Below are 17,061 nucleotides of genomic sequence, written 5' to 3'. Positions count from 1 at the left end.
GGGGGCCGGGGGGGGGGCGCGCCCCGGCGGGCGCGCGCGGGCCCCCCCCCCCCCCCCCCGCGACGGGCTCCCGGGTGCGTCCCGCACCATGGGGGCGTGAGCGTGACCATCGACATCACCGGAGTGCCGGCCGAGCGGATCGTCTTCTGCCCCTCGCCGCTGGCCGAGCTGGGCAACGCCGTCCACGTCCTGGCGGAGCCCGGCCACCATCCCGGCCACCACGCGTGGGCGACGGCGACCGCCGCCGCGCTCGAACCGGGCCTCGCGGACCGGCTCCTGGAGGCCGACTTCATGTGGCGGTCGACGCGCTCCGACTTCCTGCTGCCCGCGCGGCCCCGGGAGACCCTGGCCGAGGAGCTCGACGACCTGGACCGGCTGGACGACGAGACGTTCGTCGGCGCCGCCCTGGAGATCTCGTGCAGCCCGCTCTACGCCCGGGGCGGCATCCCGTCGCCGCTGGTCGACGAGCGGTCCGCGCGGCGGGCCCTGGACCTGGCCGCCGCGCGCGGCCCGCGCCAGGCCGCCTTCGCGGAGCGGATGATCGCCGCGCCCACCGCCACGCGCGCGTGGATCCGGCGGCTCCTGGAGGACTGCGACGAGGCGTTCTTCGCCGACGCCTGGCGGCGGCTCCGGGTGCAGCTGGCCGCCGACGCCCGACACAAGACGGAGCTGATGCGCCACAAGGGGCTGGCCGAGGCGCTGGCGGACGCCTCGCGGGCGCTGACCCTGGAGGAGGACGGGGACGGCACCCGGATCGTGGTCGACAAGCTGATGGAGGCCCGCGCGGACGCCCGGGCCGGGGCCCTGACCCTGGTGCCGAGCGCCTTCGGCCGGCCGCACCTCATCGCCCTGTACTCGCCCGGCTGGCAGCCGGTGATCATGTACCCGGCGGCGAGCCGCGAGGTCGGCGGCCTGGAGACCGTGGAGACGGTGCGGCTCCGGCTGGAGGCGCTCGCCCACCCGGTGCGGATGCGGATGTGCCGCAGCCTGGCGCGCGGCCCGTACTCGACGAGCGAGCTGGCCGACGCGTACGGCATCACCGCCCCCGAGGTCTCCCGCCACCTCGCCGTCCTGCGCAAGGCGGGGCTGCTGACCACCCGCCGCCGGGGCCGTTACGTCCTGCACCAGCTCGACTTCTCGGTCGTCGCCCGTCTGGGCAGCGACTTCCTGGAGTCGGTGCTGCGCTGAGCCGCCGGACGCTCAGCCCTTGGCGCCGCCGCCCGCGCGGACCAGGCCCGTCTCGTACGCGAGGACGACGACCTGGACGCGGTCGCGCAGGCCCAGCTTGGTGAGGATGCGGCCCACATGGGTCTTGACCGTCGCCTCGGAGAGGACCAGCCGGGCGGCGATCTCGCCGTTGGACAGGCCCTGGGCGACGAGGAGCATGACCTCGCGCTCGCGCTCGGTCAGCTTCTCCACCTCGCGGTGCTCGGGCTCGCGGCCGGAGGACGGCAGCATCGGGGAGAAGCGGTCGAGGAGGCGGCGGGTGGTCGAGGGGGCGACCACGGCGTCGCCGCTGTGCACCGAGCGGATCGCGCCGAGCAGCTCGGCGGGGGGCACGTCCTTCAGCATGAAGCCGCTCGCGCCCGCCTTCAGGCCGGAGAAGGCGTACTCGTCGAGGTCGAAGGTGGTCAGGATGAGCACCTTCGGCGCGTCGGGGACGGCGCAGATCCGGCGGGTCGCCTCCACCCCGTCGAGGCGCGGCATCCGGACGTCCATGAGGACCACGTCGACCTTGGTGGCCCGCAGCACCTCCAGGGCCTCCGCCCCGTCGCCCGCCTCCGCCACGACCTCCATGTCCGGCTGGGCGGCCAGCACCATGCGGAAACCGGTGCGCAGGAGCACCTGGTCGTCGACGAGCATCACGCGGATGGACATGCGGTTCCTTCGGTGGGTGGGGACGGGCTCGGGCTCTCAGTGTGCGGGCTTGAGCGGCAGCAGGGCGCTGATCCGGAAACCGCCGCCCGGGCGCGGGCCCGCGTCCAGGGTGCCGCCCACCATGCCGACCCGTTCCCGCATGCCGATGAGGCCGTGGCCGGCGCCGTCGGCGCCGCCGTCCTCGTACATCTCCTGGGGGGCGCCCCGGCCGTCGTCCTCGACGAGCAGGCCGAGGCCGTCGTCGAAGTAGACGAGCCGGACGCTGGCGCCGGCGTCGGGGCCGCCGTGCTTGCGGGTGTTGGTGAGGGCTTCCTGGACGATCCGGTAGGCGGTCAGGCCGACGCCGGTGGGCAGCGCGCGCGGGGTGCCCTCGACGGTGAGGTCGACGGTCAGGCCGGCGCCCCTGACCTGCTCGACGAGCTCCTCGATCTGCTCCACGTCGGGCTGCGGCACGTACTCCCCCGCCTCCCGGTGCTCGCCGGTGCGCAGGATGCCGAGCAGCCGGCGCATCTCGGCGAGCGCCTGCCGGCCGGTGGTGGAGATGGTCTCCAGGGCCTGCTTGGCGGTCTCCGGGGAGGAGTCCATGACGTAGGCGGCGCCGTCGGCCTGCACCACCATCACCGAGACGTTGTGGGCGACGACGTCGTGGAGTTCGCGGGCGATCCGGGCCCGCTCGGCGGCGACCGCGACCTTGGCCTGCGCCTCCCGCTCCTTCTCCAGCCGGGCGGCCTTCTCCTCCAGCTGCGCGAAGTAGGCGCGGCGGGTGCGGAGGGAGTCGCCGAGGACCCAGGCGAGGGCGAACGGCACGGCCATGATCACCGTGAAGAAGACCCGGGCGGGCACCGAGACGGTCTCCTCCAGCGGCCAGCGCAGCTGGGAGAGCGGGGCCGCGAAGAGTCCGCCGACGAGGGCGAGCCGGGAGGCCCAGCGGGGGCCGTCGTGGGCGGCGACGGTGAAGATGATGACGAGCATGGCGAAGTCCGCCATGAAGGTCTCGATGTCGAGGACCAGCTGGACGACGCCGAGGGCGACGGCCAGGACGAGCATCCGCTCGGGCGCCCTCCGCCGCAGGGCGACGACCAGGGAGAAGAGCGTGGCGACCACCGCGTAGCCGGCGGGGTGGTCGACGGGCGGGACGACCGACCCGATCCACAGCGCGGACATCCCGAGGAGGACGACGGCCCAGAAGACGTCGACGCCCGTCGGGTGACTGCGGATGAAGTCGTAGAGGCGCTGCACGTAACCCAGAGTAGGGAACGTGTGCGGGCGGGGGATCAACCGTGCGGTCGATCCTTGCGGCGGGACCCGTACACCCCGGGGTGGAGACTGGGGCGCGTGACGGATGAGGTGACGGACGGGACGGGCCTGCCGGCGGACGGCGGGCGGGAGTGGCGGGGCTGGCGGGAGGCGGCGGAGCGGGCGCTGTACGGCCCCGGGGGCTTCTTCCTGCGCCCGGAGGGCCCCGCGGGCCACTTCCGCACCTCGGTGCACGCCTCGCCGCTCTTCGCCGGGGCGGTGGCCCGGCTGCTCGTCGCGACGGCGGAGGAGCTGGGGACCGACGAGGTCGCCCTGGTGGACATGGGCGCGGGCCGGGGCGAGCTGGTGACGGGGGTGCTGGCGGCGGTCCCGGCGGGGCTGCGGGTGCGGGCGTACGCGGTGGAGCGGGCCGCCCGACCGGACGGGCTCGACCCCCGGGTGGAGTGGACCGGCCGGCCGCCGGAGGGGGTGCGCGGGCTCCTGTTCGCGAACGAGTGGCTGGACAACGTGCCGGTGGACGTCGCCGAGGTCGGCGAGGACGGCACGGTCCGGTACGTGGAGGTCCGCGCCGACGGCACGGAGCGGCCGGGCGCGCCGGTGACGGGTCCGGACGCGGAGTGGCTGGCCCGCTGGTGGCCGCTGTCCGCGCCGGGCGAGCGGGCCGAGATCGGCCGGCCCCGGGACGAGGCGTGGGCGGCGGCGGTCGGCTCGCTGGCGGCGGGCCTGGCGGTGGCCGTGGACTACGGGCACGTACGGGACTCCCGGCCGCCCTTCGGGACGCTGACCGGCTTCCGGGCGGGCCGCGAGGTGGCGCCGGTCCCGGACGGCACCGGCGACCTCACGGCGCACGTGGCCCTGGACGCCTGCGCGGCGGCGGTCCACGCGCGCGTGCCGGCGGAGCTGACGACCCAGCGGGAGGCGCTGCGCGGGCTCGGGGTCTGCGGCGGCCGGCCGCCGCTGGCGCTCGCCTCGACCGACCCGGTGGCGTACGTGCGGGCGCTGTCCGCCGCGGGGGAGGCGGCCGAGCTGACCGCGCGCGGCGGTCTGGGCGACTTCCTGTGGCTGAGCCAGCGGGTCTGACGCGGTCCGGCGGTGGCGGCTCGGAAGGCGCGTCGTCCACAGGTGTGGAGGACGGCCGGCGGGTTGTCCACAGGCCGGGCCCTGGCCCGTCGGCGGGCCGCGCGGCGGGGGATACTGTCCGGCATGACGGAGACCACGGTCGGCATCGGCGGCGCGGCGGAGAGCACCGACATGGTGCTGAACATCGGCCCGCAGCACCCCTCCACGCACGGCGTGCTCCGGCTGCGGCTCGTGCTCGACGGCGAGGTGATCCGGCACGCGGAGCCGGTCGTGGGCTATATGCACCGGGGCGCCGAGAAGCTCTTCGAGGCGCGGGACTACCGCCAGATCGTCATGCTGGCCAACCGGCACGACTGGCTGTCGGCGTTCTCCAACGAGCTCGGTGTGGTGATGGGCGTCGAGCGGATGCTCGGCATGGAGGTGCCGGAGCGGGCCGTGTGGCTGCGGACCCTGCTCGCGGAGCTGAACCGGGTCCTCAACCACCTGATGTTCCTGGGGTCGTACCCGCTGGAGCTGGGCGGCATCACCCCCGTCTTCCACGCCTTCCGGGAGCGCGAGGAGCTCCAGACGGTGATGGAGGAGGTCTCCGGCGGCCGGATGCACTACATGTTCAACCGGGTCGGCGGCCTCAAGGAGGACCTGCCGGCCGGCTGGCTCGGCCGGGCCCGGCAGGCGGTCGCGGACGTGCGGTCGCGGATGGACGTGTACGACCGGCTGGTCCTCGGCAACGAGATCTTCCGGGCCCGCACGCGCGGGGTCGGTGTCCTGGCCCAGGAGACGGTGCACGCCTTCGGGGTGTCCGGGCCGATCGCCCGCGCCTCCGGCGTCGACTTCGACCTGCGGCGCGACGAGCCGTACCTGGCGTACGGGGAGCTCCAGGACACCCTGCGGGTGGTGGTCCGCGAGGAGGGCGACTGCCTGGCCCGCTTCGAGTGCCTGCTCGACCAGACGCACAACTCCCTGGAGCTGGCGGACGCCTGCCTCGACCGGCTGGCGGAGCTGCCGCGGGGGCCGGTCAACCAGCGGCTGCCGAAGGTGCTGAAGGCGCCGGAGGGGCACACGTACGCCTGGACGGAGAACCCGCTCGGGCTGAACGGCTACTACCTGGTGTCGAAGGGCGAGAAGACCCCGTACCGGCTGAAGCTGCGCTCGGCCTCGTACAACAACATCCAGGCGCTGGTGGAGCTGCTGCCGGGGACGCTGGTCGCGGACATGGTGGCGATCCTGGGGTCGTTCTTCTTCGTCGTCGGCGACATCGACAAGTAGGGAGCCGAGCCGCCGGGCCGCGGGGCCGCCGGGTCGCGGGGCCGCGCTCAGGGGCGGCTCATCACCACGTGGTCCCGGGTCTCCCGGCCGGGGCGGCGGCGGTCGACGACCGTCCAGCCCCAGCGCGCGTACCGGTCCGTCAGCTCCGGCACGTCGAGGGTCATCAGCAGCGCGGGCCCGGCCTCGGCGACCACCAGCAGGGCGTCGTGGAGGGACCGGCCGAGGCCGCGGCCCTGGTGCGCGGGGGCGACGACGAGCTCGGCGAGCTCGAAGGCGGGGCCCGCGCCGGAGAGGGCCGTGTCGGTCCAGCCGGCGGCGATGCCGAGGAGTTCGCCGTCGGGGCCGAGGGCGGCCGCCGCGTGGAAGTCGGGGCGGCCGGCGGCGGAGTCCAGGAGGCGGTCCACGGTCCGTACCGCGCCGAGCGGCGTGTCGTGCCAGGGGGCGCCGGCGAACGCCTGGGCGCACAGGGCGATCAGCTCGTCGCGGCGCTCCCGTGCCTCCTCCGGGAGGAGGAGGCCGAGGCGGTGGGTCACTGGTTGACCGCGCCGCGCAGCTCGACGAGGTCGAGCTGCTCGGTCTCGTCGTGCGCGGTCAGGTCGATGACCTGGCCGATCGGGCCGGCGGCGGAGGGGCGGACCACGACGGGCTCGTCGTCGGCGGGCGCCTCGCCCGCGCGCTCCGCGGGCCGCTCCACGGCGGCGGAGGCCGGGACCGGGGTCAGCGCGGGGGCCTGCGGGAGGGCGGCCGCGCGGACCTCCTCCAGGACCTCCTCGCCCACCACGTCGGCGAGGTCGGTGTCCTGGACGGCCTCGATGGCGGCCTTGTGGGAGCCGTTCTGCGTGCCGCTCTGGGTGCCGAAGAAGTCGAAGCCGCCCTCGGTGCGCTGGACGGGCTTGCGGGCCGCGTACGGGACGATCGCACTGGCCGCCTGGATCGCCGGGGTCCGGTCCTGGGCCGAAGCCGCCGGGGGCAGGGCCTTCGCGGGGGCCGCGGCCGGGGCGAGGGCCGCGGGGGCCTCCTGGCCGGCCGGGCGGGCGTGCTGCTCGCCGGCGGCGGCGTGCCGGCCGCGCGGCTCCTCCGTCTGGGCGGCGCGCTCGGCGAGGTCCCGGGCGCGGGCCGCCTCCGCGGTGCGCCGGGCCCGCTGGGCGGCGGCGTTGCGGGGCAGGTCGCGCAGGGCCTCGGCGGCGCGGCGGTACGCCTCCGGGGTGGGCGTCGAACCGGCGGCGGGCAGCTCCTTGGGGGCCTCGGCGTTGGCCTGGGCCAGGACGCGCCGGCCCTCCAGGGCGCTGGCGCGCTCGGTCTCCGCGGTGGCGTAGCGGCGCAGCAGGTCGGCGTGCTCGCCGCGCAGCCCGGCCAGTTCGACCCGCTTGGCGCGGAGCTTGGCGTCCAGGCGGATGCGCAGGGCGCGGGACTCCTCCAGGTCCGCCTCCAGTTCGGCGAGGCGCTCCTCGGCCTTCCACTGGTCGGCGGTGCGGGCCCGGGTCAGCTCGGCGACCTGGCGGCCGGCGCTGCGGTCCCAGCCGCGCATGAGGACGGCACCGGTGACGGCGGCGACGGCCGCGGCCGTCGCGAGCAGCCGTACGACCACGAGTTCCCCGGGGATCCAGGCCGCCGCGGCGCAGACGACCGCGGCGCCGGCGACCGCGGAAGGCGGCATCAGCTTGTGCAGAGGCGGGGAATGGCGGTGGCGTCCACGTGGCATGGCCTGAAATTTACCGTGCGTAGGCACGGTGTGGGGGGTCGGCCCGGCAATCTCTTGGCCACTTCTCGACAACGGAATCGGAGAGACCGCGTTCCGCTTCCGCTTCGGGCCGACTTCCCCTCTCCGGCGACTACTTGCCGACCAGCCCCTTCTCCTTGAGATAGGCGGCGGCGACGTCCTCCGGCTTGGCCCGCTCGGCGTCGACCTTGCGGTTGAGTTCGGCGAGATCCGCTGTGGTCAGCACCTTGGTGATCTTGTCGAGGGCGGTGGTGACCTCGGGCGCCCCGGCCTCCTTCGCGTTCACCACCGGCAGCACGTTGTCCGCGTTCTGCAGGTGCTTGTCGTCCGCCAGGAAGACCAGGCCGAAGCCGTCCACGGTGGCGTCCGTGGTGGTGGTCAGGACCAGCTGGTCCACACCGTCCTTGACGGCCTGCTTGGCCTGCGGGGTGCCGACGCCCTTGGGGTCGATGCCGGCGACGTCGATCCCGTAGGTCTTCTTCAGACCCGGGGCGCAGAAGGGGCGGACCGCGCATTCGTCGCCCGCCGCGATCTTCACCCGGATCTTCGCCGCGCCGAGATCGGAAAGGGTCTTCAGGCTGTTCTTCTCCGCGAATTCCTTCGACACCGCGAAGGCGTTCTGGTCGACGGCCTCCCCGGCTTCCAGGACCTTCAGTCCGCGCGGTTCCGCGAGCTTCCGCAGCGCCGCCACGGTGGCCTTCACGTCACCGGAGGCGACCGGCTTCTCCTCGGGCGCCTTGGGGCCGTTCGTCTTGGCGTTGAGGAATTCCGCGAGCGTCGCCGCGTATTCCGGTACGACGTCGATCTCGCCCTTCTCCAGGGCGGGCTCGTACAGCTCCCGGTTCTTCACGGTGGTGACCGAGACCGTGTAGCCCTCCTCGCGCAGCAGCTGCGCGTACAGCTCGGCGAGCACCTTCGACTCGGTGAACGCGGCCGCGCCCACCACCAGCGAGCCCTTGGCGCCGCCGGAGCCCCCGGACGTCTTCTCCTTGCCCTGCTCCAGGCTGTCGCCGCCGCACGCGGCGAGCGAGACGGCCAGCGCGGCGGCGCCCAGCAGCGCGCCGGTGGCGCGCGAGATCCTGTTCACGGGTTCAGTCCTTCGCTCTCGGTGTCCTGAAGTACGTCATGTCCGGGGCGGGCGGGGCGGGCGGGGTACGAGGAGCCGGTCCACGCCGATCAGCAGGCCTTCCACCACCAGCGCCAGCAGCGCCACCAGGACGGCGCCCGCGACCACCTGGGCGGTGTCGTAGAGCGCGAAGCCGGCCGTGATGATCCGGCCGAGGCCGCCCTGGCCGACCATGGCCGCGATCGTCGCGGTGGCGACCACCTGCACGGCGGCGGACCGGATCCCGGTCATCACCACCGGTGCGGCCAGCGGCAGTTCGACCCGGCGGAAGACCTGGCCGCCCGTCATCCCCATGCCCCGGGCCGCGCGGACCGCCGCCCGGTCGACCTCGCGCACGCCCACGTACGCGTTGGTCAGCAGCGGCGGTATCGCGAAGAGGACCAGGGCCGTCACGGTCGGCACATAGCCCGCGTTCCGCAGCGGGGAGACCATGAAGAGGGCGAGGACGGCGAAGACCGGGACCGCCCGCCCCACGTTCGACACGTTGACCGCCAGCGCGCCGCCGCGCCCCACATGGCCGAGCCACAGCCCGAGCGGCAGCGCGACCGCGCCGGCGATCAGCAGCGCCAGCACGCTCACGTACGCGTGCTCGGCGAGGCGCGCGGCGACGCCCTCCTCGCCGGTCCAGTGCGCACCGGTGGTGAGCCAGGCCCACGCGTCCGTCACGACCCCCACCTCACCCACCCCCCGGCGCGCCCTGGGCCCGCGACCAGGGCGTGAGCAGCCGCTGGACGCCCAGGAGCAGCAGGTCGGCGGTGACGGCGAGCAGCACGCACAGCACGGAGGCGGCGAGCACCTGCGCCTTGAAGAAGGTGGGCAGCGCGTCCTCGATGAGATTGCCGAGGCCGCCGCGGCCGACGACCGAGCCGATGGTGGTGAGCGCGATCGTGGAGACGGTGGCCATCCGGACGCCGGCCATCAGGACGGGCAGCGCGAGGGGCAGTTCGACCTGCCAGAGCAGCCGCCAGGGCCCGAAGCCGAGGCCGCGGGCGGCCTCCCGGGTCTCCGCCGGGACGGCTTCGAGGCCGGCCAGCGTGTTGCGCACCAGGATCGTCAGCGCGTACAGCACCAGGCCGGTGACGACGAGCGCGGAGGAGAGTCCGAAGACGGGCAGCAGCAGCGAGAACATGGCGAGCGACGGCACCGTGTAGAGCAGGGTCGTCAGCCCGAGGACCGGGGCGGCCAGCCGGGGCCGGGCCCGGACGAGGAGGGCCAGCGGCACGGCGACGAGCAGTGCGATCGCCACCGAGGCGGCGGTGATGCCGATGTGCTGGACCAGGGCGTCGGTCAGCTCCTCGCGACGGGTGCGCAGATACTCGCCGCAGATCCAGTCGTTGGCGACCAGGCAGTTCGGCGAGCTCATCCGGACCTCCCCCCAGGTCGCCGCCGTTAGAACGTGTGTATGGCGACCCTAGCCGCCGCCACCGACAACCGGGGCCGATCCGGAGCCCGCGCCGCCGATCCGCCACCTCCCCGCAACACCGCCTTCACACCCGCCGGGTGACGAGGGGCCAGAATGGGCCCATGATCCGGTTCGAACAGGTGACCAAGCGCTATCCGGACGGCACCACCGCGGTCGACGACCTCTCCTTCGAGGTCGCCGAGGGTGAGCTCGTCACGCTCGTCGGCCCCTCGGGCTGCGGCAAGACGACCACGATGATGATGGTGAACCGGCTGGTCGAACCGACCGGCGGCCGCGTCCTCGTCGACGGCCGGGACGTCGCCGGGGTGGACCCGGTCGCCCTGCGCCGCAAGATCGGCTACGTCATCCAGCAGGTCGGGCTCTTCCCGCACCGCACGGTCCTCGACAACACCGCGACCGTCCCCGCCCTGCTCGGCTGGAAGAAGGCCGCCGCACGCGCGCGTGCCGCCGAACTCCTCGAACTCGTCGGCCTCGACCCCGCCGTGCACGGCCCCCGCTACCCGGCGCAGCTCTCCGGCGGACAGCGCCAGCGCGTCGGCGTGGCCCGCGCGCTCGCCGCCGACCCGCCGGTCCTCCTCATGGACGAGCCCTTCGGCGCCGTCGACCCGGTCGTCCGCGAGCGGCTCCAGAACGAGTTCCTCGCCCTCCAGGCCACCGTCCGCAAGACCGTCCTCCTCGTCACCCACGACATCGAGGAGGCCGTCCGGATGGGCGACCGCATGGCCGTCTACGGCCAGGGCCGCATCGAGCAGTTCGACACCCCCGCCACCGTGCTCGCCTCCCCCGCCACCCCGTACGTGGCCGACTTCGTCGGCGGCGACCGCGCCCTCAAGCGGCTGGCGGTCACCCCCGTCACGGCCGACGACCTCGACCCGCTGCCGGACGCCCCCGCCAAGGCCCCCGGCACGCGCGCGCGTACGGACGGCGCCCCCGCCCCCGTACCCCCGGGCGTCCCGCTCGGGGCCACCCTCAAGGACGCGCTCGCGCTGCTCCTCCAGGACGACTCCGGCCGGCTGACCGTCACCGACGCGGACGGGCGGCCGCTCGGCACCCTCACCCCCGCGGGGGTGCACCGGGCGCTGCGGCGGGCCGCCGCGTAGCGGTCAGTCCGCCCGGAGCTTCCCGCTCATCCACACCAGGCCGGGCGGGATCTCCCGGTTCCAGGTGGTGAAGTTGTGCCCGCCGCTCTCCAGGGTGATCGAGGAGACGTGCGCCGGGCTCCTCACCTTGCGGATGAACTCCTGGGTCCCCTTCAGGTTCCCCTCGCCCGTCCTCGACGTCGTCACCAGGAACGAGGACTCCGGCTGCGGCCGGTGGTCCAGGCTCCACAGCAGGTCGGCCCGCTGCCGCAGCCCCTGGTCGCCGTGGAAGAGGTCGCCCGTCGTCACGTCCTCCGCGGCCTTGTAGTACGCCGAGAAGCCCGCGCCGGCCACGAACCGGTCCGGGTGGTTCAGCGCGATCTTCAGCGCGCAGTAGCCACCCGTCGAGTTCCCCATGAACCCCCAGTTCCGCGGCTTCGACCCCACCCGGTACGCCGCCGAGACCGCCCTCGGCAGGTCCTCGGCGAAGAAGGTCTCCGTCTGCGGCCCGCCCGGCACGTCCACGCACTCGGTGTCCCGGGGCGGCGCCACCGTCGGCCGCAGCATCACCAGGACCATCGGCTGCATCTTCCCCTCCTGCGCCTGGAGGTAGGCCGTCCGCGGGTACTTCAGCCCCTTGATCAGGTTCTCCGCGGTCCCCGGATACCCCGTCAGGACCACCGCCGCCGGGAACGACCGCTTCGCGTACCGCTCCTGGAAGTACTCCGGCGGCAGGTAGACGAAGGCCGGCGAGGTGATCCCCGACCGGTCGCCCCGGACCACCACCTGCTGGATCTGCCCGCCCACCGACGGCCGCGCGCCGCCCGGCACGTCCAGGGCGCGCGTCCCCACCACCCGTACGTCCTTCGAGGCGGCGCCGTGGTCGACGACCACCCCCATCTCCTGCTCCTGGCCGAACAGGTCCGCCCAGGAGCCGTAGAAGAGGAAGGAACGGTTCGCCGCGAGGCCCACGGCCGCGAACAGCGCGAGCTGCGTCGCCAGCAACAGCCCCACCCTGCCGCAGACCGGCCGCCACCCCCGCCGGGCCAGCCGGGGCCACAGCACCACCGTGACCGAGAAGAGCGCGACGGCCACCGCCACCGCCGTGACGAGGGCTTTGCCGCTGGTGAGACCCATCAGACGTCCGAACCTTCCTGCGTACGACTTCCCGGACGTCCCGACGACTTCCTGAGAATTTCCTGTGCCCGAATGAACCCGCCCCCGCGCAGCCCCGTCCTAAGGGGAGCCCCGAACAGGGCCGGAAAAAGACCACAGAAGAACGGGAAGAGCGGGAAGCGATGTCTGTCACGGTAGATGGGGACAAAACATCATCGGTTCCGGTTCGGGTCCGCCGATTTCTGAGCGGCCCGGCCCCCGAGAAGGTCCCCTCCCTCGTCGGTACGGCCTGCACCCTGATCGGACTCGTCGACATCGCCGCCGGGGTCTTCCCCCGGTTCCGCGCCAGCCGGGTCCACGCCCTCGCCGAGGTCCTCCCCGGCACCCTCGGGCCGCTCTCCGCCGCCGTCTCGCTGAGCGCCGGCGTCCTGCTGCTCCTCCTCGCCCACGGCCTCAAGCGGCACAAGCGCCGCGCCTGGCGGGCCGTCGTGCTGCTCCTCCCCCTCGGCGCCGTCGCCCAGTTCGTCTGGCGCCACTCGGTCCTCGGCTCGGTGTTCTCGCTCGCCCTGCTCGCCCTGCTGCTGCACCACCGCGACCAGTTCGCCGCCCTCCCCGACCCCCGCAGCCGCTGGCGGGCCCTCGCCAACTTCGTCGTCATGGGCGCCGGCTCGCTCGCCCTCGGCCTCGTCGTCGTCAGCGCCCACCCCCGCCGGGTCGTCGGCGACCCCAGCCTCACCGACCGCCTCGAACACGTCCTCCTCGGACTCCTCGGCGTCGAGGGCCCCGTCGCCTACACCCACGGCGTCGACTGGACCGTCGGCTACTCCCTCGGCGCCCTCGGCATGCTCACCGCCCTCACCACGCTCTACCTCGCGCTCCGCCCCGAACACCCCGCCGCCCGCCTCACCGACGAGGACGAGACCGCCCTGCGCGCCCTCCTCGACCGGCACGGCGGCCGCGACTCGCTCGGCCACTTCGCCCTCCGCCACGACAAGGGCGTCGTCTTCTCCCCCAGCGGCAAGGCCGCCGTCTGCTACCGCGTCGTCTCCGGCGTCATGCTCGCCAGCGGCGACCCCATCGGCGACGTCGAAGCGTGGCCCGGCGCCATCGAACGCTTCATGGACGAGGCCCGCGCCCACTCCTGGACCCCCGCCGTCATGGGCTGCTCCGAGACCGGCGGCCAGGTCTGGACCCGCGAGACCGGACTCGACGCCCTCGAACTCGGCGACGAGGCCGTCATCGACGTCGACGCCTTCTCCCTCTCCGGCCGCGCCATGCGCAACGTCCGCCAGATGGTCAAGCGGATCGAACGCAACGGCTACACCACGCGCGTGCGCCGCGTCCGCGACCTCGACGCCACCGAACTCGCCCTCGTCCGCCGGGCCGCCGCCGACTGGCGCGGCACCGACACCGAACGCGGCTTCTCCATGGCGCTCGGCCGCATCGGCGCCCCCGGCGACGGCGACGCCGTCATAGCGACCGCCCACCTCACCGACCCGGACGGCGACCCCGACGGCCCCTACGGCGACCTCAAGGCCATGATCCACTTCGTGCCCTGGGGCCCCGACGGCATGTCCCTGGAGCTCATGCGCCGCGACCGCTCCGCCGACCCCGGCATGAACGAACTCCTCATCGTCGCCGCCCTCCAGGCCGCCCCCGCCCTCGGCATCCGGCGCGTCTCCCTCAACTTCGCCATGTTCCGCTCCACCCTCGCCCGCGGCGAACGGATCGGCGCCGGCCCCGTCCTCCGCCTCTGGCGCGGCCTGCTCCTCTTCCTCTCCCGCTGGTTCCAGATCGAGTCGCTCTACAAGTTCAACGCCAAGTTCCAGCCACGCTGGGAGCCCCGCTTCGTCGTCTACCGCGCCGGCCGCGACCTCCCCCGCATCGGCCTCGCCGCCATGCAGGCCGAAGGCTTCCTCACCCTCGCCCTCCCCCGCCCCTTCGCCCGCCGCCGACCCACCAGGGCCCCCCGCCCCTGCGCCCACGTCGTCCCCCCGCGCACCAGCCGCGAACACGAGGCCAGCGCGGCCTGAAACCGCCCCTCACCCCGGCGGGCCCTACGCTGGTCGTATGAGTACGACGATCGACCGGGGCGCCCCCCTCGGCCTCCCCGAGTGGGACCGCTGCGCGGTCATGGGCGTGGTCAACGTGACCCCGGACTCCTTCTCCGACGGCGGCCGCTGGTTCGACACCACGGCCGCCGTCAAGCACGGCCTCGACCTCGTCGCCGAGGGCGCCGACCTCGTCGACGTCGGCGGCGAGTCCACCCGGCCCGGCGCCACCCGCGTCGACGAGGACGAGGAGCTGCGCCGGGTCGTCCCCGTCGTCCGCGGCCTCGCCGCCGAGGGCGTCACCGTCTCCGTCGACACCATGCGGGCCTCCGTCGCCGCCGCCGCCGTCGCGGCCGGCGCCTCGCTCGTCAACGACGTCAGCGGCGGCCTCGCCGACCCCGGCATGGTCCCCGCCGTCGCCGCCGCCGAGGTCCCCTTCGTCGTCATGCACTGGCGCGGCTTCAGCGAGAACATGAACAGCCTCGCCGTCTACGACGACGTCGTCACCGAGGTCGTCACCGAGCTCCGCACCCGGATGGAGGCGGTCGTCGACGGCGGCATCGCCCCCGAGCGGATCGTCATCGACCCCGGCCTCGGCTTCGCCAAGCTCGCCCCGCACGACCTCGCCCTCGTCGCCCACCTCCCCGAGCTGCGCGCCCTGGGCCGCCCCCTCCTCGTCGCCGCCTCCCGCAAGCGGTTCCTCGGCCACGTCCTCACCCGCGAACCCGGCGCCACCCCGCCGCCCGCCCGCGAGCGCGACGCCGCCACCGCCGCCGTCTCCGCCCTCGCCGCCCACGCGGGCGCCTGGGCCGTCCGCGTCCACGAGGTCCGGGCCAGCGCCGACGCCGTCCGCGTCGCCCGCGCCGTCGAAGGAGCCCGGTGACCGGCGGGCGGGAGGCCGGGCGCGCCGCCGACCGGGCCGCCGTCGAGGCCGCCAACACCGCCTTCTACACGGCGATGGAGGAGGGCGACTTCGACCGGCTCGAAGACCTCTGGCTCGACGACGGCGCCACCGACATCTCCTGCGTCCACCCCGGCTGGCCCGTCCTCACCGGCCGCGGAGAGGTGCTCCGCTCGTACGCGCTGATCATGGCGCACACCGACTACATCCAGTTCTTCCTCACCGACGTCCGCGTCTCCCTCTCCGGCGACACCGCCCTCGTCACCTGCACCGAGAACATCCTCAGCGGCGGCCCGGCCGAGGACGGCGCCGAGCTCGGCCCCCTCGTCGGCCAGCTCGTCGTCGCCACCAACGCCTTCCGCCGCACCCCCGAAGGGTGGCGGATCTGGTCCCACCACGCCTCCCCCGTCATCGCGGAACCCGAGGCCGACACGCCCCCCACGGCCGGCGCCGACGACACCGGCCCCTCCGCCTGACGGCCCCCGACAGCAAGCGCTGTCGGTGCCCGCAGGTAGATTCGATGGAGGAGACGCAGCCGCCCGCACCCGGCTGTGCGCCCCGCAACTACGACAGCAGGAGTGATTCGCGTGGATCGTGTCGCGCTGCGCGGCCTCAAGGCCCGAGGCCACCACGGCGTCTTCCCCAAGGAGCGCGAGGAGGGGCAGACCTTCATCGTGGACCTGGTCCTCGGCCTCGACACCCGCCCGGCGGCCGCCGACGACGACCTCACCAAGACCGTCCACTACGGCGTCGTCGCCGAGGAGGTCGTCGACGTCGTCCAGGGCGAGCCCGTCGATCTGATCGAGACCCTCGCGGAGCGCATCGCCCAGCAGTGCCTCAGCCACGCCGGCGTCCAGGAGGTGGAGGTGGTCGTCCACAAGCCGGACGCCCCCATCACCGTCCCCTTCGACGACGTCACCGTCACGATCACCCGGAGCCGACGATGAAGCCGACCCAGAGCGACCCCACCGTCCAGCCCGTGCCCGCCTCGGTCGTCGCGGCCGTCGACGCCGCCGACAGCACCCTCTCCAACCCGCACTGGGCCGTCCTCGCCCTCGGCGCCAACCTCGGCAACCGACTGGAGAACCTCCAGGGAGCCGTCGACGCCCTCGCCGACACCCCCGGCCTGCGCGTCAAGGCCGTCTCGCCCGTCTACGAGACCGAGCCCTGGGGCGTCGAGCCGGGCAGCCAGCCCTCGTACCTCAACGCCGTCGCGCTGGTGCGGACGACCCTCCCGCCCTCCTCGCTCCTGGAGCGCGCCCAGGCCGTCGAGGAGGCGTTCCTGCGCGTCCGGGACGAGCGCTGGGGCGCCCGCACGCTGGACGTCGACATCATCACGTACGCGGACACGGTCTCCGACGACCCCGTCCTCACCCTCCCGCACCCCCGCGCCCACCAGCGCGCCTTCGTGCTCGCCCCGTGGCACGACATGGACCCCGAGGCCCAGCTCCCCGGCCACGGCCCGGTGGCGGCCCTCCTGGCCGCCGTCGACCGCGCCGGCGTGACGCCCCGGACCGACCTGGAACTCCGCCTCCCCGAGTAGTCGTTACGCTACGTGGCAGACCACCCGCGACCACGTGAAGGACACCCGGTGAAACAACTGCGGCTCAAGGTGCTCGCCGGACTCTTCGTGGTCGCCGGCATCCTCTCCTGGGGCGCCGCGCGCCTCTGGGACTCCGTCGGCACGCTCCCCAGCGTGCCGCTCGCCGCGCCCATCGTCCTCGCCGTGATCGCGGTGGTCCTCACCGCGACGGCCCTCTCGATCCGGGCCCGCCTCAGGGCCCAGCGGGAGCGCCGCCCCGGCGCCAAGGGCGTCGAACCCCTGATGGCGGCCCGCGCGGTCGTCTTCGGCCAGGCCAGCGCCCTGGTCGCCGCCCTCGTCGCCGGCCTCTACGGCGGCGTGGGCGTCTTCCTCCTCGGCTCCCTCGACGTCCCCGCCCGCCGCGACCAGGCCCTCTACGCCGCCGCCGCGGTGGTCGCCGCCTTCGGCGTCATCGCCGCCGCCCTCTTCCTGGAGCGCGTCTGCAAGCTCCCGGAGGACGACGAAGGGCCGGGGGGGGCCCGGGCCTGTGTCCGCCCCCGGGGGGCGTCCGCGCGCCAAGACGAGGGGCATCGCCGCGGCGCGGGGGGCGGGGGGGGGCCGCGGCCCCCCGACCGCCCGCGG

17 protein-coding genes and 1 pseudogene are annotated in these 17,061 nt (G+C 74.5%); 10 read left to right on the top strand and 8 right to left on the bottom strand.

All coding sequences use genetic code 11. From position 1 onward, the window contains the following. Window positions 1-96: 96 nt before the first annotated feature. On the top strand, window positions 97-1,188 hold the full coding sequence (locus tag ACFW1I_RS32295) for a DUF5937 family protein (RefSeq protein ID WP_384676613.1): 1,092 nt from the start codon (window positions 97-99) through the stop codon (window positions 1,186-1,188). 12 nt (window positions 1,189-1,200) lie between these two features. Here ACFW1I_RS32295 and ACFW1I_RS32290 read toward each other — a convergent pair whose 3' ends face one another. Both ACFW1I_RS32290 and ACFW1I_RS32285 read right to left on the bottom strand, forming a co-directional pair. Then, the gene (locus ACFW1I_RS32290; protein WP_384676611.1) at window positions 1,201-1,878 is read right to left on the bottom strand and encodes a response regulator; all 678 of its coding nucleotides are present in this window, start codon (window positions 1,876-1,878) and stop codon (window positions 1,201-1,203) included. 36 nt (window positions 1,879-1,914) lie between these two features. After that, on the bottom strand, window positions 1,915-3,117 hold the full coding sequence (locus ACFW1I_RS32285) for a sensor histidine kinase (protein ID WP_384676609.1): 1,203 nt from the start codon (window positions 3,115-3,117) through the stop codon (window positions 1,915-1,917). 96 nt (window positions 3,118-3,213) lie between these two features. On the opposite strand from ACFW1I_RS32285, the gene ACFW1I_RS32280 reads away from it, so the two are divergent. Together ACFW1I_RS32280 and ACFW1I_RS32275 are read left to right on the top strand one after the other, a co-directional pair. Further along, window positions 3,214-4,215 carry an SAM-dependent methyltransferase gene (locus tag ACFW1I_RS32280; protein WP_384676607.1) on the top strand — a complete coding sequence of 334 codons (1,002 nt, stop codon included), beginning with the start codon at window positions 3,214-3,216 and terminating at the stop codon, window positions 4,213-4,215. A 123-nt stretch (window positions 4,216-4,338) separates the two neighbouring features. Further along, entirely contained in the window at window positions 4,339-5,481 is a 1,143-nt protein-coding gene (locus ACFW1I_RS32275; RefSeq protein WP_384676605.1) for an NADH-quinone oxidoreductase subunit D, read from the top strand. A gap of 47 nt (window positions 5,482-5,528) precedes the next feature. On the opposite strand, the gene ACFW1I_RS32270 is transcribed toward ACFW1I_RS32275, so the two are convergent. The 5 genes from ACFW1I_RS32270 to ACFW1I_RS32250 all read right to left on the bottom strand — a co-directional run bounded on the left by ACFW1I_RS32270 (window position 5,529) and on the right by ACFW1I_RS32250 (window position 9,690). Beyond that, the gene (locus tag ACFW1I_RS32270) at window positions 5,529-6,014 is read right to left on the bottom strand and encodes a GNAT family N-acetyltransferase (protein ID WP_384676603.1); all 486 of its coding nucleotides are present in this window, start codon (window positions 6,012-6,014) and stop codon (window positions 5,529-5,531) included. Then, entirely contained in the window at window positions 6,011-7,183 is a 1,173-nt protein-coding gene (locus tag ACFW1I_RS32265) for a hypothetical protein (RefSeq protein WP_384676601.1), read from the bottom strand. The genes ACFW1I_RS32270 and ACFW1I_RS32265 overlap by 4 nt, the downstream gene beginning before the upstream one ends. Before the next feature lie 130 nt (window positions 7,184-7,313). Continuing rightward, window positions 7,314-8,288 (bottom strand): ABC transporter substrate-binding protein, encoded by a 975-nt coding sequence (locus tag ACFW1I_RS32260; RefSeq protein WP_384676599.1) that lies wholly within the window; start codon window positions 8,286-8,288, stop codon window positions 7,314-7,316. Between the two features lie 36 nt (window positions 8,289-8,324). Further along, window positions 8,325-9,002, bottom strand: a complete 678-nt coding sequence (locus ACFW1I_RS32255) for an ABC transporter permease (RefSeq protein ID WP_384676597.1) — start codon at window positions 9,000-9,002, stop codon at window positions 8,325-8,327. 1 nt (window position 9,003) lies between these two features. Continuing rightward, window positions 9,004-9,690, bottom strand: a complete 687-nt coding sequence (locus ACFW1I_RS32250) for an ABC transporter permease (protein WP_384676595.1) — start codon at window positions 9,688-9,690, stop codon at window positions 9,004-9,006. Window positions 9,691-9,851: 161 nt separating this feature from the next. Here ACFW1I_RS32250 and ACFW1I_RS32245 point away from each other — a divergent pair, with 161 nt between their 5' ends. After that, window positions 9,852-10,850, top strand: a complete 999-nt coding sequence (locus ACFW1I_RS32245; protein WP_384676593.1) for an ABC transporter ATP-binding protein — start codon at window positions 9,852-9,854, stop codon at window positions 10,848-10,850. A gap of 3 nt (window positions 10,851-10,853) precedes the next feature. Here the strand turns inward: ACFW1I_RS32245 and ACFW1I_RS32240 are convergent, their stop codons facing one another. Next, window positions 10,854-11,966: an alpha/beta hydrolase gene (locus ACFW1I_RS32240; protein ID WP_384676591.1), complete on the bottom strand. Its 1,113-nt coding sequence runs from the start codon at window positions 11,964-11,966 to the stop codon at window positions 10,854-10,856. Window positions 11,967-12,127: 161 nt separating this feature from the next. Between ACFW1I_RS32240 and ACFW1I_RS32235 the strand changes: the two genes are divergently transcribed. From ACFW1I_RS32235 to ACFW1I_RS32210, 6 genes and pseudogenes are all read left to right on the top strand, one after another. Continuing rightward, window positions 12,128-13,978 (top strand): phosphatidylglycerol lysyltransferase domain-containing protein, encoded by a 1,851-nt coding sequence (locus tag ACFW1I_RS32235; protein WP_384676589.1) that lies wholly within the window; start codon window positions 12,128-12,130, stop codon window positions 13,976-13,978. Window positions 13,979-14,015: 37 nt separating this feature from the next. Then, on the top strand, window positions 14,016-14,879 hold the full coding sequence (gene folP, locus ACFW1I_RS32230) for a dihydropteroate synthase (RefSeq protein ID WP_384676587.1): 864 nt from the start codon (window positions 14,016-14,018) through the stop codon (window positions 14,877-14,879). Continuing rightward, window positions 14,876-15,373 carry a nuclear transport factor 2 family protein gene (locus ACFW1I_RS32225; protein ID WP_384676585.1) on the top strand — a complete coding sequence of 166 codons (498 nt, stop codon included), beginning with the start codon at window positions 14,876-14,878 and terminating at the stop codon, window positions 15,371-15,373. Before folP ends, ACFW1I_RS32225 begins: the two co-directional genes overlap by 4 nt. A gap of 111 nt (window positions 15,374-15,484) precedes the next feature. Further along, entirely contained in the window at window positions 15,485-15,844 is a 360-nt protein-coding gene (gene folB / locus ACFW1I_RS32220) for a dihydroneopterin aldolase (RefSeq protein ID WP_030495863.1), read from the top strand. Next, window positions 15,841-16,440 carry a 2-amino-4-hydroxy-6-hydroxymethyldihydropteridine diphosphokinase gene (folK, locus tag ACFW1I_RS32215; RefSeq protein ID WP_384676582.1) on the top strand — a complete coding sequence of 200 codons (600 nt, stop codon included), beginning with the start codon at window positions 15,841-15,843 and terminating at the stop codon, window positions 16,438-16,440. The genes folB and folK overlap by 4 nt, the downstream gene beginning before the upstream one ends. A gap of 48 nt (window positions 16,441-16,488) precedes the next feature. Then, window positions 16,489-16,959 (top strand): annotated as a pseudogene (locus ACFW1I_RS32210) (DUF3180 domain-containing protein); the annotation flags it as partial. Window positions 16,960-17,061: the final 102 nt, after the last annotated feature.

Origin of the sequence: Streptomyces sp. NPDC058955 (genome assembly GCF_042741435.1) — a bacterium.
Taxonomy (GTDB): domain Bacteria; phylum Actinomycetota; class Actinomycetes; order Streptomycetales; family Streptomycetaceae; genus Streptomyces.
Note: the sequence above shows the minus strand (reverse complement) of the source record. Positions and strands in the feature narration are given on the sequence as shown.

Bases quoted from the DNA above. Each gene is read 5' to 3' on its own strand.
- ACFW1I_RS32245 (WP_384676593.1), top strand. From the start codon at position 9,852: ATGATCCGGTTCGAACAGGTGACCAAGCGCTATCCGGACGGCACCACC.
- ACFW1I_RS32275 (WP_384676605.1), top strand. From the start codon at position 4,339: ATGACGGAGACCACGGTCGGCATCGGCGGCGCGGCGGAGAGCACCGAC.
- ACFW1I_RS32235 (WP_384676589.1), top strand. From the start codon at position 12,128: ATGTCTGTCACGGTAGATGGGGACAAAACATCATCGGTTCCGGTTCGG.
- folK (WP_384676582.1), top strand. From the start codon at position 15,841: ATGAAGCCGACCCAGAGCGACCCCACCGTCCAGCCCGTGCCCGCCTCG.
- ACFW1I_RS32290 (WP_384676611.1), bottom strand. From the start codon at position 1,878: ATGTCCATCCGCGTGATGCTCGTCGACGACCAGGTGCTCCTGCGCACC.
- ACFW1I_RS32265 (WP_384676601.1), bottom strand. From the start codon at position 7,183: ATGCCACGTGGACGCCACCGCCATTCCCCGCCTCTGCACAAGCTGATG.
- ACFW1I_RS32250 (WP_384676595.1), bottom strand. From the start codon at position 9,690: ATGAGCTCGCCGAACTGCCTGGTCGCCAACGACTGGATCTGCGGCGAG.
- ACFW1I_RS32240 (WP_384676591.1), bottom strand. From the start codon at position 11,966: ATGGGTCTCACCAGCGGCAAAGCCCTCGTCACGGCGGTGGCGGTGGCC.
- folP (WP_384676587.1), top strand. From the start codon at position 14,016: ATGAGTACGACGATCGACCGGGGCGCCCCCCTCGGCCTCCCCGAGTGG.